This window comes from Microvirga medicaginis (genome assembly GCF_052658925.1).
The window spans coordinates 1-15,662 of record NZ_JBQWEL010000041.1 but is presented as its reverse complement, the minus strand read 5'-3'; the positions used below and the strand labels follow the sequence as shown (position 1 = coordinate 15,662).

The 15,662-nt window shown below is 63.2% G+C and carries 16 protein-coding genes and 1 pseudogene; 10 read left to right on the top strand and 7 right to left on the bottom strand.

Features of this window, described 5'->3' with window-relative positions; translation table 11 throughout:
* A protein-coding gene (locus ACUXUR_RS26365; RefSeq protein ID WP_445505317.1) for an IS3 family transposase occupies window positions 1-1,060 on the bottom strand; the annotation gives its coding sequence in 2 pieces (ribosomal slippage) (window positions 1-796 and window positions 796-1,060; 1,061 coding nt annotated over the 2 pieces). This gene is flagged as partial in the annotation.
* A gap of 287 nt (window positions 1,061-1,347) precedes the next feature.
* Here ACUXUR_RS26365 and ACUXUR_RS26360 point away from each other — a divergent pair.
* Window positions 1,348-2,085 (top strand): alpha/beta fold hydrolase, encoded by a 738-nt coding sequence (locus ACUXUR_RS26360; RefSeq protein WP_445505316.1) that lies wholly within the window; start codon window positions 1,348-1,350, stop codon window positions 2,083-2,085.
* A 308-nt stretch (window positions 2,086-2,393) separates the two neighbouring features.
* Window positions 2,394-2,714 carry a hypothetical protein gene (locus ACUXUR_RS26355; RefSeq protein WP_445505315.1) on the top strand — a complete coding sequence of 107 codons (321 nt, stop codon included), beginning with the start codon at window positions 2,394-2,396 and terminating at the stop codon, window positions 2,712-2,714.
* 53 nt (window positions 2,715-2,767) lie between these two features.
* Here the strand turns inward: ACUXUR_RS26355 and ACUXUR_RS26350 are convergent, their stop codons facing one another.
* Window positions 2,768-3,628: a 3'-5' exonuclease gene (locus tag ACUXUR_RS26350; RefSeq protein WP_445505314.1), complete on the bottom strand. Its 861-nt coding sequence runs from the start codon at window positions 3,626-3,628 to the stop codon at window positions 2,768-2,770.
* 154 nt (window positions 3,629-3,782) lie between these two features.
* Between ACUXUR_RS26350 and ACUXUR_RS26345 the strand changes: the two are divergent.
* Window positions 3,783-3,923 (top strand): annotated as a pseudogene (locus tag ACUXUR_RS26345) (DUF1259 domain-containing protein); the annotation flags it as partial.
* Window positions 3,924-4,018: 95 nt separating this feature from the next.
* Window positions 4,019-5,221, top strand: coding sequence for an MFS transporter (locus tag ACUXUR_RS26340; RefSeq protein ID WP_445505313.1), 1,203 nt, complete (start codon window positions 4,019-4,021; stop codon window positions 5,219-5,221).
* A gap of 297 nt (window positions 5,222-5,518) precedes the next feature.
* Here the strand turns inward: ACUXUR_RS26340 and ACUXUR_RS26335 are convergent, their stop codons facing one another.
* Entirely contained in the window at window positions 5,519-6,724 is a 1,206-nt protein-coding gene (locus ACUXUR_RS26335; RefSeq protein WP_445505312.1) for a GAF domain-containing sensor histidine kinase, read from the bottom strand.
* A gap of 333 nt (window positions 6,725-7,057) precedes the next feature.
* A complete protein-coding gene (locus tag ACUXUR_RS26330) occupies window positions 7,058-7,960 on the bottom strand; it encodes a LysR family transcriptional regulator (RefSeq protein ID WP_445505311.1) in 903 nt (300 codons plus the stop codon).
* Between the two features lie 105 nt (window positions 7,961-8,065).
* Here ACUXUR_RS26330 and ACUXUR_RS26325 point away from each other — a divergent pair, with 105 nt between their 5' ends.
* The 3 genes from ACUXUR_RS26325 to ACUXUR_RS26315 all read left to right on the top strand — a co-directional run bounded on the left by ACUXUR_RS26325 (window position 8,066) and on the right by ACUXUR_RS26315 (window position 9,801).
* Window positions 8,066-8,389 carry a nuclear transport factor 2 family protein gene (locus ACUXUR_RS26325; RefSeq protein ID WP_445505310.1) on the top strand — a complete coding sequence of 108 codons (324 nt, stop codon included), beginning with the start codon at window positions 8,066-8,068 and terminating at the stop codon, window positions 8,387-8,389.
* Entirely contained in the window at window positions 8,386-9,165 is a 780-nt protein-coding gene (locus tag ACUXUR_RS26320) for an SDR family oxidoreductase (RefSeq protein WP_445505309.1), read from the top strand. The genes ACUXUR_RS26325 and ACUXUR_RS26320 overlap by 4 nt, the downstream gene beginning before the upstream one ends.
* 372 nt (window positions 9,166-9,537) lie before the next feature.
* Window positions 9,538-9,801 carry a hypothetical protein gene (locus tag ACUXUR_RS26315; RefSeq protein WP_445505308.1) on the top strand — a complete coding sequence of 88 codons (264 nt, stop codon included), beginning with the start codon at window positions 9,538-9,540 and terminating at the stop codon, window positions 9,799-9,801.
* A gap of 86 nt (window positions 9,802-9,887) precedes the next feature.
* On the opposite strand, the gene ACUXUR_RS26310 is transcribed toward ACUXUR_RS26315, so the two are convergent.
* Together ACUXUR_RS26310 and ACUXUR_RS26305 are read right to left on the bottom strand one after the other, a co-directional pair.
* Window positions 9,888-11,798: a potassium transporter Kup gene (locus tag ACUXUR_RS26310; RefSeq protein WP_445505307.1), complete on the bottom strand. Its 1,911-nt coding sequence runs from the start codon at window positions 11,796-11,798 to the stop codon at window positions 9,888-9,890.
* 135 nt (window positions 11,799-11,933) lie between these two features.
* Window positions 11,934-12,125 carry a hypothetical protein gene (locus tag ACUXUR_RS26305; protein ID WP_445505306.1) on the bottom strand — a complete coding sequence of 64 codons (192 nt, stop codon included), beginning with the start codon at window positions 12,123-12,125 and terminating at the stop codon, window positions 11,934-11,936.
* 430 nt (window positions 12,126-12,555) lie between these two features.
* Here ACUXUR_RS26305 and ACUXUR_RS26300 point away from each other — a divergent pair, with 430 nt between their 5' ends.
* The 3 genes from ACUXUR_RS26300 to ACUXUR_RS26290 all read left to right on the top strand — a co-directional run bounded on the left by ACUXUR_RS26300 (window position 12,556) and on the right by ACUXUR_RS26290 (window position 15,108).
* Entirely contained in the window at window positions 12,556-12,783 is a 228-nt protein-coding gene (locus ACUXUR_RS26300; protein WP_445505305.1) for a hypothetical protein, read from the top strand.
* 193 nt (window positions 12,784-12,976) lie between these two features.
* Window positions 12,977-13,852, top strand: coding sequence for a PDC sensor domain-containing protein (locus ACUXUR_RS26295; RefSeq protein WP_445505304.1), 876 nt, complete (start codon window positions 12,977-12,979; stop codon window positions 13,850-13,852).
* Window positions 13,741-15,108, top strand: coding sequence for an ATP-binding protein (locus ACUXUR_RS26290; protein WP_445505303.1), 1,368 nt, complete (start codon window positions 13,741-13,743; stop codon window positions 15,106-15,108). Before ACUXUR_RS26295 ends, ACUXUR_RS26290 begins: the two co-directional genes overlap by 112 nt.
* A gap of 254 nt (window positions 15,109-15,362) precedes the next feature.
* On the opposite strand, the gene folK is transcribed toward ACUXUR_RS26290, so the two are convergent.
* The coding region (gene folK, locus ACUXUR_RS26285) for a 2-amino-4-hydroxy-6-hydroxymethyldihydropteridine diphosphokinase (RefSeq protein ID WP_445505302.1) at window positions 15,363-15,662 on the bottom strand (300 nt) is incomplete at its 5' end.

Genomic DNA, 15,662 nt, shown 5'->3' with positions numbered 1-15,662 from the left:
GATGAGTGCGGACGTACCGTGTTGTAATGTGGGCGCCATTTCTCGATGATCACCTGTGCCTCCCCAAGCGTGTAGAAGATCTCTCCTTTCAGCAACTCATCTCGGAACTTCGAATTAAAGCTCTCGCAATAGCCGTTCTCCCACGGGCTGCCGGGTTCGATGTAAGCCGTTTGGGCGCCCACAGCCGTGATCCACTCGCGGACAGCTTTGGCGACGAACTCGGGCCCGTTGTCAGAACGAATGTGCCTAGGAACACCGCGCAGGATGAACAGGTCCGAGAGCACGTCGATCACATCGCCAGCCTTGAGCTTCCGGCTCACTCTGATGGCCAGGCACTCCCGCGTGAACTCATCGATCACGTTGAGCATGCGGAACTTGCGCCCGTCATGGGTGCGATCCTCAACAAAGTCATACGACCAGACGTGGTTGGGATATTCTGGCCGCAGACGGATGCAGGATCCGTCATTGAGCCAGAGCCGCCCCTTCTTCGGTTGCTTCTGTGGCACTTTCAGCCCCTCCCGCCGCCAGATCCGCTCGACCCGCTTCTTGTTCACCAGCCAGCCGGCCTCACGCAGAAGAGCGGTGATGCGTCGGTAGCCGTAGCGGCCATACTGAGTGGCCAAGGCGATGATGTCGGCCGTCAAAGCCGCTTCATCTTCCGGCTGTTTGAGGATCTTACGCTGTGTGGAGCGGTGCTGGCCTAGAACCCGGCAGGCCAGCCGTTCCGAGACGCCGTACTTGGCGATGACGTGCTCCACGCAGGCGCGACGGCGGGCGGGGCTCAGTAGTTTCCCGAGGCGGCCTCCTTCAGGATCAGCTTCTCCAGAGTGATGTCCGAGACGGCTCGGCGCAGTCGGGCGTTCTCCATCTCCAGTTCTTTCATCCGCTTGACCTGGTCCGACCTCAGCCCGCCGTACTCAGAACGCCAGCGATAATACGTGACCTCCGTCACGCCAATCTGCCGGATGGCCTCTGCCACCGTCCGGCCTTGTGCCGTCAGCACATCCACCTGCCGCAACTTGGAAACGATCTCTTCGGCCGTGTGTCTCTTCTTGCCCATCTTCAATCCTCCTTCAGCTCAAAAGTCATACTTCAGGGAGGATCACTTTTCAGGAGGCAGACCAGTCCATACCTGCATTACAGACAACGCTGTCCAGGTGACCAAAGGCATTGTGAGCGCCCTCGGTGAGGGCCTTGGCGTGGGGAGGATCGCTGACATCACCGGCGAGGGCAGCCACGCGGGCAGGCCGGCTTCGGTCCGCCGGGTTCGTCTGCCTCGCGGAGCGGCAATTGCAGGCGATGCGCCCCTGTCGGTCTGCTATAATAGGATAGATGGGAGGGACATCCATGAGCACATTTGTCCTGGTGCATCCCGCTTGGTTCGGCGGCTGGTGCTGGAAAAAGCTGACGCCCCTGCTGCGTGCGCACCACCATGCCGTCCACACGCCCACGCTCACAGGACTGGGCGAGCGCCGGCATCTGGCGCGGCCGGAAGTCGGCCTTGCAACGCACGTGGACGACATCGTCGGCATGATCGAGTGCGAAGACCTGCACGGCGTGATCCTTGTCGGCAATAGCTCCGGTGGAATGGTGATCACCGGGGTCGCCGACCGGCTCCCCGGCCGCATCAGCCACGTCGTCTATCTCGATGCGTTCGTCCCGAAGGACGGCGAGAGCCTGTGCGACCTGATCCCGCCTGAGAGGCGCTTGGCGATGGAGGCGCTCGTCCAAGGAGAAGGCGACGGCTGGCTCCTGCCCCGGTTAGCTCCCCCACCCTGGGAGACGTTCGTCCCCGAAGCCTGGGGCATCACCGCAGAGGCCGACCTGAGCTGGGTCCTGCCGCGCCTTGCCCCGACCCCGTTCCGACACTTCACCGAGCCCGTCCAGCGCCGTAACGCCGCTGCCGACGAGCCGCCGCGGACCTACATCCGATGCCTCGGCTGGCCCAGTCCGTACTTCGACCGCTTTGCCGCCGCGGCGCGGGACAGCAAGCGCTGGCGCTGCTTCGAACTGCCCACTCCGCACCTGCCCTACATCACGCATCCGCGGCAAACGAGCGACTTGCTGCTGCAGATCGCGTCTTAGTCTAGTCCCGACGACAGCAGGGAGGGCGGGGTCGAATTTTCCGGTCGGATCGCTTTAGCCTTCTCAGGTGCTCGTCGGGCTTTCGGCACGGGTGTGGAGGAGCCGCACGCCTTCTGTCCAATGCAAGGTTCTAATGACCGCTCCTGGCACGAAGCTGAAGTAACGCTTTGGTCCGCTCTTCAGACCTAACCAGAACTTCGGGAAGGGTAGGGGACTTTCAGAGCCTGAACTGTTCCTCTTGACACACAGAAGCGCTAGCCAGACATTCGTTCGATGGTCCCAGCTCGGCTCTCATCTATGGCACCGTTATGACGATCGACATTGACCAGCTGACCGAGGCCGAGCTGATCGATCTCAACCACCGCATCGTCGAGCGCCTGCGCTTCCTCGACCAGATGCGCGCTCATGTGGAGATGCTGGAGTTCAAGATTGGGGACCGGGTCAGCTTCCAGCCTCCCGGCCAGGGTCGTCTTGAGGGCATGCTGACGCGCTACAACAAGAAGACCGTGACGGTGATCACCGACACCGGGCAGAAGTGGAACGTCTCGCCCGCCGTCCTCAGCAGGGTCAAGCCGGCCAAGGACACCAAGACGGCCGGATCCAACGTGGTCCTGCTGAATAAGCGCTGACACGAGTTCCGATGGGTTTGATTGGAGGTCGGGTCGGTTTGCCCGACGTGTAGCTAGCGTAAGGACCGACGAAGATACTCGGCCGACAGAGCCTCATACGGGTTGCGGGTAGGCAGGAACCTCAAGGCAACGAGCCGGCTGACAATCTCATCAGGCGAGCGCTTCAGGATCAGAGACATCTCCTCAAGACTGGTTGAGGACGCGTACGCCGCCTGAAGGCGCGTATCCTCACGGGATGTCCACGGTCTTGAGCCGGGTGATGCCGTCTCGCGCTTACTCCTGCGAGTGGTTGGGGTTGGGCCGGATGTCGGGTGTGACCTCTTCGTTGCGAGCTGAGCCCGTTCTCCCAGGCTCGCCAGAGGAAGGCGCCTGTCAGCCCCGGCCATGTTCGGGCCGGTCCAGATGACCTCTCTATGATGCATCTCGAACAGAAATGGAGATGGTTCCGACTTCGTCCCAAAACGCTCCGCCGCATAGGTGAGGGCCAGACGGCGCCTGGCCCGCGTGATCGCCACATAGGCGACCCGTCGCTCTTCCTCGATATCGCCTGAGTTGCCGTGGGGCATGACGCCGTCCTCGAGCCCGACAAGGAACACTGTATCCCACTCGAGACCCTTCGCAGAATGGACCGTCGACAGAACAACACTGTTCGCGTGCGGTCGCTTGGTCGCTTGAGTCTGCTCGGCAATCCGCATCTCGAGTTCTTCAACCGACGAACAGGAGGCCGCCAGCATGGCGACCCCGTCCACGATGCTCTCCCATTCCGCCCGCTCCCGGCCCGATGCTCGTATCGGGAGAGCCTCAGCCACGATCCGCTGGACGTGAGCACATGAGCTTTGAAAGTCGCGTCTCGTGCGGCGATCGATCAGGTCCAGACGCTCGCGGGTGATGTCCCCCCGTTTGCCCGTGCCCATTTTCTCGAGGGCGGCTGTACTTCGAGGGTCACGCAAGTAGTACAGGGAGCCGACGAATAGTTTGGCTGGGGAACTCTGCCAGAAATCTCCGGCACCCCGGACCTCAAAGGGGATGTCGAGAGCGCGAAGCGCTGCCTGGAAGTGGATTCCGATGGTGACGGCTGTGCACAATCACATGCTCGTTGACGAGCCGCGCCTGTTCTTCATGCATTTCTGGGCCAATGATGACGCCCAGAAGCTGGCGAAGGCCCTGCGCGCTGCCCTCGACCAGGTGAAGGTGGCGAGCAAGACTTGACCAACGCTACGCGAAGAACCGGGTTCCGAGACACGGATGATGGGACGGAGTCGGGATCGGCTGCCGAGGTCTCCTCTAAGAGAGGCTCCCGGATCGTGCCTCGCAAGAGCCTCCCGCCTGACATCCGGCGGGTACTCGTGGCTCGATCCCTGAGGGCGTTCGGCGACGGCTACGTGGCGATCCTGCTGCCCGTGCATCTCTCGCGTCTCGGCTACGATGCCTTCGGGGTCGGCCTCATCTCGACCGCCTCCTTGCTGGGCTCGGCCCTGTTGACCCTTGTCCTCGGGCTGGTCGCCTACCGCATCCCGCGGCGTCCGGCTCTGCTGGCCGCAGGGCTCCTGATGGCCGCGACCGGGCTGGGCTTTGCCGGGATCGAGGCTTTCTGGCCGCTGCTGGTGATCGCCTTCGTCGGCACGCTCAACCCGTCTGGTGGCGACGTGAGCGTCTTCCTGCCCCTCGAGCACACTGTCGTGTCCCATGTCGTCGCCGACGAGGACCGGACGGCAGCGTTCGCCCGTTACAGTTTCGTCGGCGCCTTCTTCGGCGCCCTCGGGGCGCTCTCGGTCGGTGTGGTCGACTGGCTCGCGCCGGTCGTGGCGCCAGCGACGATAACGGCCGTTCTCTTCGGGCTCTATGGTGCCCTTGGGCTGCTCACGTTCCGGCTTTACCGCCGTCTTTCACCCCAGGTCGAGGCGGGGGCCGACAGTCCGCCGGCACCACTCGGCCCGTCGCGCTGGATCGTCTACCGGCTGGCGGCCTTGTTCTCTGTCGACGCCTTCGGCGGCGGGCTCGTCATCAATGCCTTGCTCACGATCTGGCTCAGCGAGCGGTTCGGCATTGGCGTCGCCACCATCGGGGCGATTTTCTTCGTTACCAGCCTGTGCTCCGCCGTGTCGTATTTCGCGGCAGTGCCGCTGGCGAAACGGTTCGGGCTCATCAACACGATGGTGTTCACGCACCTGCCGTCGAGCCTCTTCCTGATCCTGACGGCCTTCGCCCCGACCATCTGGACCGCGTTCGGGCTGCTGATCCTGCGGAGTCTGCTGTCCCAGATGGATGTGCCGACCCGGTCATCCTACGTTATGGCGGTGGTCCGGCCGGAGGAGAGGCCCGCCGCCGCGAGCGTGACGGCTGTGCCCCGGAGCTTGGCATCGGCGGTTGCACCGCTCCTGTCCGGGTGGCTGCTGACCGTGTCGGCGTTCGGCTGGCCACTCGTGCTCGCGGGCACGCTCAAGGCAGTCTACGACCTGACGCTGCTGCGGCAGTTCTCGGCCATCAAGCCGCCAGAAGAACGCTGATGCGGTCACGACTGGCGTGTGGGTCATAATGCGAGGGGGCTGATGAACACCTCCACGAAGCGGTTGCTATGGCTCACCGCCTTGGGTGCGGCTTTCATCGCCGCAGCCTGGCTGCTCAGTATGGCCTACGTTCTCACCGATTGAGGGTGGCTAAAGGGCTCCACCTGAACCAGGCTGCCTCAAACCGAACTTCTGCATAAGAGGAGTAAAGCGGACCTCCATAATGTCCGGTCGAAGTCGCACTTTGACCCTGTGCAGACATTCCCTTGTCGCGCCCCCACTAGCCGGACGAGTTCCTCAGAAGGCTTGGACGAGCGGCATCTTGAAGGTAAAACGCGTCTCTTCCTGATCGGAGGACACATCGAGTGAGCCACCATGAGCTCGGGCAATCTCGCAGGCAATGTAGAGGCCCAACCCCAGTCCCTGCTGGCTCGGGCGCGCTGCTACGCGAAAGAAGGGCTGGAACAGGCGCTTCAAGGTAGCGGGAGGAATCGGCTCGCCGTGGTTGGCGACCGAGAGCTCGAAGCTGCCGTCCAGAGTTGCGGCACGAACCACGATGGGATTTTCACTCGCGCCGTGGGTCAGGGCGTTCGCCACCAGGTTCGACAGCAACTGCGCCACGCGAGCACGATCACAGCTCACAGACTTGGTCACAGCCAACTGCGTATCGATCCGCCGCTCGGGCCAGGCCGCCCGCAGCTCATCGACGACCTGCTCCAGCACCTCTCCCAGCGGCACGTGGGCGTCCCGCTCCAGGGTCAGGCCACTTCCCAGGCGGCCATGGGCAAAGTCGAGCACATTGTCGATCAACTCGGCCATGCGTCCGACGCTGTTCTGGATCAGGCCGACGATGGTGCTCCCCTTCGGGCTCAGGGACTCTCTCCGAAGCATCTTTGCTCCGGCATCGATTGAGGCGAGCGGATTGCGCAGGTCATGGCCCAGTACCGCGATGAACTGCTCCCGCAGCTCGGAGGTCTTGCGCTCATCCAGAAGATCCGCCTCGCTCGTGGCCAAGTTAGCCTCACTGGCAGTCAGGCGCTCGCCGGCACTCAGGTGAAAGCCGATCAGTTCGGCGAACACCTTGAACATGCCGATGGTCTCAGGGTTGTTCAGCCGTGCTGGGCGGGGATCAATGGCGCACAGAGTGCCGAAGAAGGTGCCATCCGCAAGGACAATCGGCATCGAGATGTAGCTTTGGAAGCCGTACATGGCCGGGGTGTGATGGCGACAGTAGGTCGGATCCTCCGCCACATGGTCGATGACCACCTCTGTCCCAGCCTGCCGGATCTCATGACAGATCGTAGTCTCGAGCTTCAGCTCGCCGCCGGGCTGAAGGCCGAACTGGATGTCATCGCGCACCGCACAGGCAATCCAGCGGTCCTCGCTCACCCGGGCGACCGCCGCGAAGCCCATCCCGGTGGTGCGGCAAATGACTTCCAGAATGGTTGGGACGGCCTGGATACGGTCGATGGCGGCAAGATCCGCCTCAAAGTTGGTCGTCACTTTTGAAAGGCCCCTGTGGATGGGCACCTTAGACCAGACTTGGCTGTCATGTCACGGATGCCTGTTTTGGAACTCAATTGCGTTTTCCGACTCCATGCATCGCTTTGTGCTCGATCGCCAAGTGAGTGGCAAAGAACGACAGGTCCTGACACTCCTGAGACGTAAGCGTTTGGTCTGCTTCGACACTCAAGTGCGGACGTTCGTTGGGAAAGCCAGAACGTGAAAAATTGACCCAAACCAGACCATCACAGTTGATACAGTCATTTCATACCAATGAGTGCCGCTTAGGCACTCACCTCGAGGCCTCAGCCGACTCTTTGGCGTGGGTGATCATTATCGTGGTGTTGCACTAAGTTCTCGGGCTAAGGAGATAAATGCCTTCAGAGCAGCCGATGGATTGCGCCGCCCGGGGTAGTAGAGACAGAGCCCACCAAAGGGTGGCGTCCAGTCTTCCAGCACGCGAATGAGGCGTCCGGCTTCGATGTCGGCACGCACGTTCTGTTCCATGAAGAAGCCAAGCCCGATGCCCTCCAGAACCGCAGTCCGTGCCAGGCTGGCTTCGTCCAAGGTGATCGGACCGCTCACGGCGATCTGGGCCGTCTGACCGTCTTTCTCGAACTCCCACCGATACAGGCTGCCGTTGGGCAGGCGGACACGAATGCATGGGTGGTGGAGGAGATCAGGTGGAACCCCCGGCTTGCCATGCTTCTCGATATACGCTGGCGAGCCGACGACGGCATATCGCTGTGGCTGCCCGAGCGACACCGCAATCATGTCGCTGGGTACGAGGTCAGCCCCTCGCACCCCAAGGTCGAAGCCCTCGGCGACAATGTCGACCAGGCGTCCTTCGGTGACGAGATCGACATGCACCTGCGGGTAGCGGCGCAGGAAATCCAGCACCAGTGGCGAGAGGATCTCGCGCGCCGCCATGGCAAAGGCGTTGATGCGCAGCGTGCCTGACGGCGTAGCCTGCTGCGACCGCACGGCTTCCATCGCGCCGTGAATGTCCTGCAAGGCTGGGCCGACCTGTTCGATGAACAGGCGTCCAGCATCGGTGAGCGAGACGCTGCGCGTTGTGCGGTTGAACAGGCGCACGCCAAGGTCTGCCTCGAGCTTGCCGACGGCGTTACTGAGTGCGGTCGTGGACATCCCCAGTTCGAGCGCCGCGGCACGGAACGAAGCCTTGCGCGCTATTGCGATCACCGCATCAAGATCATTCAAGCCGGGTCGGTACATCGTCCTGTTTCTCGGGATGCCTCATCCAGTTTTATCCCGCTTATCGAAACAAGTGTCCAGGGCTAAATCAGGAGGGCAAACGTCCCCAGCCGAAGGAGCAGTCGCATGAACCTGCCTTTTCCGATCCAAACCTATTTCGATGCGGACAACAGAAACGACGGCGAAGCCCTCATCCAGGTCTTCGCGCCTGATGCCGCCGTCAGGGATGAGAACCGGTCCCATGCGGGCCATTTGGCCATCGCTGCATGGTGGCGCGAAGTGAAACTCAAATACGGGCAGGTCATCGAGCCGCTCGCGGTAGCAGAGAAGGACGCTGTCACAAGCGTCCGCGCCCGGGTGACCGGTCATTTCCCGGGCAGTCCAGCGACACTCAACTTCGCGTTCCGCCTCAAGGGCAACCAGATCACCAGCTTGGAGATTGGCCCATGACTGGGTTCCTCACACTCGAAGGCAAGCGCGCCCTCATCACCTCTGGCACACGCGGTGCGGGCGCAGCCACCGTTGCGCTGTTTCGCGAACTCGGAGCGCAGGTCCTGACGGCGGCGCGGTCCCGGCCGGACACGCTCTCCGAGGCGATGTTTGTCGCCGTCGACCTCACAAGCCTGGAGGGCTGCGCAACCCTCGCGGCCGCGGTGCACGAACGGTTGGGCGGGGTCGATATCGTGGTCCACATGCTGGGCGGCTCCTCCGCGCCGGCCGGCGGCTTCGCAGCGCTGAGCGACGCGGAATGGACAAAGGAGCTCAATCTTAACCTGATGGCAGCCGTCAGGCTTGATCGCGAACTCGTGCCTGCGATGGTCGAGCGGGGCCGCGGCGTCGTCATCCACGTCACCTCCATCCAACGAGAGCTGCCGTTGCCGGAAGCGACGACCGCCTATGCGGCTGCGAAAGCTGCTCTCTCGACCTACAGCAAGAGCCTATCGAAGGAGGTCTCGCCGAAAGGGGTGCGCGTAATGCGGGTCTCACCTGGATGGATTGAAACCGAAGCGTCGGTGCGGCTGGCCGAGCGGCTCGCACAGGACGCTGGCACGGACTACGAGGGCGGCAAGCGCATCATCATGGACTCCCTCGGCGGGGTTCCGATCGGTCGACCCTCGACGCCAGAGGAAGTGGCTAACCTCATCGCCTTCCTCGCCTCGGATCGCGCAGCGACCATAACGGGCGCTGAGTATGTTATTGACGGTGGCACCGTTCCCACCGCGTGAGCGGTGCGCCTTGCCCATTCATAGGACCATTGGCGGCAGGAGCGGTGGAGTTAAATCGAGAGTTGCTGCGATCGCGCTCTGCAACTCGTTCCAAGAGCGGCCCTACCCGAATTCGGCGCGCAAGCGGTTGACAGGTAGAGCCGCAACAGCCTCCACGCATGGAAGGTCTCAAATTGGCACATCTCGGATGTACGCCGAATGTCTGCTCAAGAAGGGAATACCGGACGCTCATGAAGGGCAGGGGAATTTCAGACTCTGACCCTCAGCCGACCTTCAGCAGCCCGTCCGGCGTCTCATTAACAGGGACTTTCCGGCTCCCACCCACGTTATCAGAGAAGCCGTAAGTTCAGGCTTGCCTCCCAAGGTTGCGACGTGGCGATCAAGGATTTGCAGAACCTGATGTGGAACGGGGCAATCTTCTCCGGCGGATTGTCCGTCGTCGCCCGGGTGCATGCGTGGCAGGCGTGGAAGAGGTTCAAGGCAGACCTGACGGATGTCCACACTCTCGATACGGGTGACAGGCTCTACCAGCGGGACTGGGATTTCAGGTACTGGCACAGGATTGGGCTATCGACGGCAGGGTTCTCCATCCTCTGCTCCATCCTGTGGCTGTTTTCCGGACTGCTCTACTTGTAATCCGCCCCGTGTAATCGGAAGGGTGGTCGCAAGGCCTGAGACTTGCACGGGGCTGCGCCCTGCGACCTGGTTCACTCTCTCATTCGTCAGATCGTGATCCGCGATCCCACCTCGACTGCCCGGTCCTCGGGGATGCAGAACTGGTCCGAGATGTCGCTCGCGGAGCGGGCCATCGGAATGAACAGGTAGTCCTGCCACAGCGGCAGTCCCGCGTGCGCGGAGGCTTGCAACGCCCGCCGCGACAGGAAGAATGACGCGTTCGACAGGTCGAAGTTCGCCGCCTCCAGCGCCTTGGGTAGGTTCGGGCTTTCCATGAAGCCGAACCGCACCGTCATCCGCGAGAACCGCTCCGAGAGCTTCTCCGTGGTGACGCGGCCCTCGTCCGAACGGCGCGGGATCTCCTCGGTGACCACAGTCAGGATCACGTTGTGGTCGTGCAGCACCTTGTTGTGCTTCATGTTGTGCAGCAGGGCCGCAGGCACATCCTGGGCGTTGCCGGTCGGGAAGATGGCCGTGCCGGGCACCCGCGGCACCGAGCTGCTCTCGGCCATGCGCATGAACTCGGACAGGGGTGGGCGACCCCGGTGCGAGATCTCGGCCAGCAGGCGCGTGCCCTTCCGCCAAGTGCGCATCAGGATGAACAGCCCCGTGCCAACTAGCAATGGGAACCAGCCGCCGTGGGGGATCTTGAGGGCGTTGGCGCCCAGGAAGACGAGCTCGATGGCAAGGAACGGCGCGATCACCAGCGCAGCCACGGCCGGTGACCAGCGCCAGAACTTCCACGCCACGATGAACAGCAGGCACGAGGTGATGACCATGTCCCCGGTCACCGCCAAGCCGTACGCCGCCGCCAGGGCGCTCGACGACTCGAACAGGACGACGATCAGGATGACGGCAAACAGCAGGAGCCAGTTGATGGTTGGGATGTAGATCTGACCCTTCTCGGTCTCGGAGGTGCGCATCACCCGGAAGCGCGGCAGCACGCCCAGATGCATCGCCTGCTCCGAGATCGAGAACGCGCCGGTGATCACCGCTTGGCTGGCGATGATGGTGGCCACCGTAGCCAGGATCACCATCGGCAGCAGCGCCCAGGAGGGATAAAGCAGGAAGAACGGGTTCTCCAGCCCGTCAGGATGGGCCAGCAGCATGGCGCCTTGGCCAAGATAGTTGAGGGCGAGCGTCGGCAGGACAAGGCCGAGCCAGGCGGTGCGGATCGGCGCGCGCCCAAAGTGGCCCATGTCGGCATAGAGTGCCTCCGCCCCAGTGACCGACAGGAACACCGCTCCGAGCGCGAGTAGCCCTGCGGTGCCGTGGTTTACTAGGAAGCTGAGGCCGTGCACTGGATTGATGGCGGCGAGGATGCTGAGATCATCCCGGATGTGCATCAGGCCGCCCAGGGCCATGACCAGGAACCAGAAAGCGGTGATCGGGCCGAAGAAGGCCGCCACACCGGCCGTGCCGAACCGCTGCACGGCGAAGAGAGTGATCAGGATCAAGAGGCTGAGCGGCACCACGTAGGGCTCGAAGGCGGGCGTCACCAGTTTGAGGCCCTCGACGGCCGAGAGGACGGAGATGGCCGGGGTGATGATGACATCGCCGTAGAACAGCGAGGCTCCGACCATGCCGAGGACGATGGTGATCCCAGTGCTGTGCCCGAGGGCCCGTTGGGCCAGGGTCACGAGCGAGAGAGTGCCGCCCTCGCCGTTGTTGTCGGCCCGCAGGACGATGACCACGTACTTGACCGTCACGATGATGATCAGCGCCCACAGGATGAGAGAGACCACACCCAGCACCATCTCGCGGGTGAGGGCGCCGGCGCCGGCATGCCCGGTGGCGGCGGCGAGGCTTTCCTTCAGCGCGTAGAGAGGGCTGGTGCCGATGTCGCCGTAGACCACGCCAATGGAGCCGAGGGTCAGGGCCCAGAAGGAGGTCGGGGTCGCGTGCCCATGCCCCGCCGGGGCGACTTCCACCCGTTCGCTGATCCCGGTCGCAGCCATCAACCCTCCCGTTCTTCCAGAGGGGAGTAGGACTCCCGTCGGCTCAACGTGCCTGCGCAGTGGAGGGTTTCACTCCTGAGGGCCGCGTGTTCTGACCGTCGAGGCGTTTGAAAGTAGCCACGATGGTGGGCTGGATCACTCTGCGTCGGTTGGGTCGGCGGGAACCGGGAGCCAACGGGAAGGCTCCAGCACGACGCTGCTATCGATGTAGGCCAGCCATTTCCCCCGGAACCAGACGCCCGTGTGCCAGCCCCCCTGATCAGGGCAGAACAGGAGGAGCGGTTGATCGTCTTCCTGCGGAGCGGTGGAGATGGGTTGTGGGGTCATGGCTCTTTCTGCCGTAGCCCGAAAGCCTGTGTCGTAACTGATACTTCCCAGCAAGAGCTAGGCCCGTAATGCTACAGATTGTCCCCAGAGGACCGGTGGAGGAGCCGCCTCTCCAAGACCCAACTCCAACGATGCTATTGGGAATGTCGGGTAATGGCACTCCTCGGACGAAAGAGCTTGATCCGCTTCAGCGCTCAAGAGCCGACGTTCGCTGAGATGTTGGAATGTGAGAATTCGACCCCTTGCAGATATTCATCAACCCACCCGAATTCGTTGGCATTTCCGCGGCAGCAGGTCGCTTCATCCAGGTTTCGCTCACAGCGACTTCGCCTACTACGCCATCGGGTCGCATGCCACTGTGGCCCGCTTCAGCAGGCCTTGATCGGACATCCTGGCGCGATATCTCAGCCCGTGCTGTCGGGGGCGGTTCGTGGACGACTATTTCGTAATTCAGCCAATCGGCGGCCTGTGGGTCGTCGTCAGTAGCGAGATCATCGTCGCCCGTTGCCCGACCGTTCCCGAGGCCATCAAGGCCGCCGTCCAGGTGGCCTCGCGCACGGCAGCCTACGGCCGGAGGGTTCAGGTGCTGATCGACGAGCCGGGAAGAGGCCGCACGATCATCTGGGATTCATCCCGGGACGGGTACAGCGCCGCCTGAGCCCGCCTGACGCTGCATCCGAAGGTTTCCCGGTGCATTTCACCCGACGGTCTCATGAATGGGGGCAGAGCGCTACGAGGGTTGCCTTAGCTTCGGTCAAGACCATGTAATCCCACCACAGGGCACCGGTGGATTCAGTCGGTGCCCTGTGGTGCCTCATCGCCTCCCGCCTGAACTCCGCTCGGAATCTGTTGTGTCGATGCCCTCTCTCCGCCTGCACCGGCTGCTGCTGGTCGCCGCGCTGCTCGTGCCGGCCGTCGTGTTCGCGGCTGCCGCAGCCTGGAACCGGGCCGAGGTTCTGCGTGACAACGAGGAGACGATCACCCGCACGACAGCGATCCTGCACGAGCATGCCCGCAAGGTGTTCGACACGGTTGAGCTCGTGATCGGGCGGGTCGAGGACCGCACCCATGGCATGTCCTGGGACGAGATCGCAGCTCCTGAGACCAGCGTCTTCCTCCAGAGGCTCAAGGCTCCCCTGGAGCAGGCGGTCTCGATCTGGATCTCGGATGCCACCGGACATGTCCGCGCCGGCAGCCAGCCGTGGGATCCCAATGTTACCATCAGCGAGCGCGAGTTCTTCCAGGCTCAGCGCGGGCGCGATGCCGGCACCTACATCAGCGCGGCGTTCCAGGGCAAGGCCACCGGCAGGCTGTCATTCGCAGTCAGCCGCCGGCGCTCGACCTTGGATGGTCACTTCGACGGCATCATCCATGTCGCGCTCAGCCCTGAATATTTCCGCCGCTTCTTCCGGGAGGCTGCCCCGCCGGGACCTCATGCGGCGGCCCTGATCCGCGCGGACGGTTCGATCCTGGCCCGATCTCCCGCTCAGGAGGCCTATAGCCGCCTGGGGCCGGACAACATCCTCATGCGCAGCATCGCAGCCCAGTCCGATGGAGGCGTGTTGTTTGGAACCTCCTCGACCGACCAGCGCGAGCGGTACTATGCTACCGTGACGTGGGCGCCTATCCGGTTTATGTCGCCTTCGGCATCGATGCCGCGGTCGTGCGGGGGCACTGGTACCGCAATCTGGCGGTCTATGGAGTGGTGGCGGCCCTGTCCGCCCTGATCCTGGGGCTGGTCTCCTGGCTGGCCCTACGGCGCGCCCAGGCCGAGCAGGAGGCTCTCATCCAGCTTCGGCATGAGAGTGAGCAGCGTCATGCGGCCGAGCAGCGGCTGTTGCAGGCGCAGAAGATGGAGAGCATCGGCCAGCTCACGGGCGGCATCGCGCATGACTTCAACAACCTGCTGGCAGTGATCCTCGGCAACCTTGATCTGCTGCGCAAGCGCATCAAGGATGAAGACCGGGCCAAGCGGCTGCTGGAGGGCGCCATCCAGGGCGCCCAGCGCGGTGCTGCCCTGACACAGCGGCTGCTGGCCTTCTCGCGCCGTCAGGATCTCACGCCACAGGCGGTCGACGTGCCGCAACTCGTCGCCGGCATGACCGACCTGCTGGCGCGTGCCTTGGGCCCGAGTATTGAGATTGTGACCCGCTTTCCCGCGGGCCTGCCGCCGGTCAGGGTAGACCCGAACCAACTGGAGATGGCGCTGCTCAATCTGGCGGTGAATGCCCGCGACGCCATGCCGATGAGCGGCACGATCACGATCTCGGCGCGTGCGGAGGAGGCTGACGAGGGTAACTCACAAGGCCTTCTGCCGAGAGCCTATGTCTGCGTGTCGGTGAGCGACACGGGGATCGGCATGGATGCGGCTACACTGGCCCGCGCCATCGAGCCGTTCTTCACGACGAAGGGAATCGGCAAGGGAACGGGCTTGGGTCTGTCGATGATCCATGGGCTCGCCGTCCAGTCCGGCGGCACCCTGACCCTGAGGAGCGAGGTGGGCAAGGGCACAACGGCCGAGATCTGGCTGCCCCAGGGCCAGGCGGTGACGGCAGCGTCTGTCGGCAATGAGCAAACCCGTGCGGAGCACCGCACCTGCACGGTGCTGCTGGTCGAGGACGATCCGCTGGTGATGACCGGAACGGCTGCCATGCTGGAAGACCTCGGCCATACGGTGGTGGAGGCCTCGTCCGCCGAGGCAGCGCTGAGCATTCTACGGGCAGACCCGTCCATTGAGCTGGTGGTGACCGATCATGCCATGCCGGGCATGACGGGGTTGGAGCTGGCGGAGCGGATCCGGGCAGAGTGGCCGACCATGCCGATCCTGCTGGCCAGCGGCCATGCCGAGTTGCCGGAACGGGCCGGGCTTGCTCTCCCGCGACTGACCAAGCCCTTCCGTCGCGATGAGTTGGAACATGCGATTGCATCCCTCGTCACGCCAGCCTGCGAGCCCGCCAACGTGGTGCCCTTCCGCAAGCCTTGATCATGTGCCGAGCGGCACGCCCATGCTGCTGTGTTGCCTGCAAGAACTCGCCCCTGCCTTCCTTGGATCAGTATCGCCTGCGTCAACCCGATAGCGGGAAGGTCAGTTCTTGGCACTGAGCTGAAGTAAACCGGATGTCCGCTTAAGAGGAGAACACCGGACGTTCCTGACGAGCAGGGGAATTTCAGACCCTGACCCCAAGCTGAAGTTGCCGACGGGTGACAGACTGTGACTAAAGCGGCATCGACGGTGAGTCAGGTGAGTTTGGTGATACCGCCACTGCTCACGCTGGCGAGCAGCTCCACAATGCGCCTTCCGCCGAGCCTCAGGTCAGGGGCGATTTCGGCCAGTGGCACGAGCACGAAGGCGCGTTCCGCCGCATAAGGATGCGGAAGCGTCAGAGTGGGACTGTCGATCTCCAAGTCGTCATAGGTCAGGATATCAATGTCGATTGCTCGGGGACCCCACTTGGTCTCACGGACGCGCCCAAGCTCCTGTTCGACGCGCAGGCAGAGAGCCAGAAGGTCTTCCGGCGCAAGATCAGTCTCAGCAAG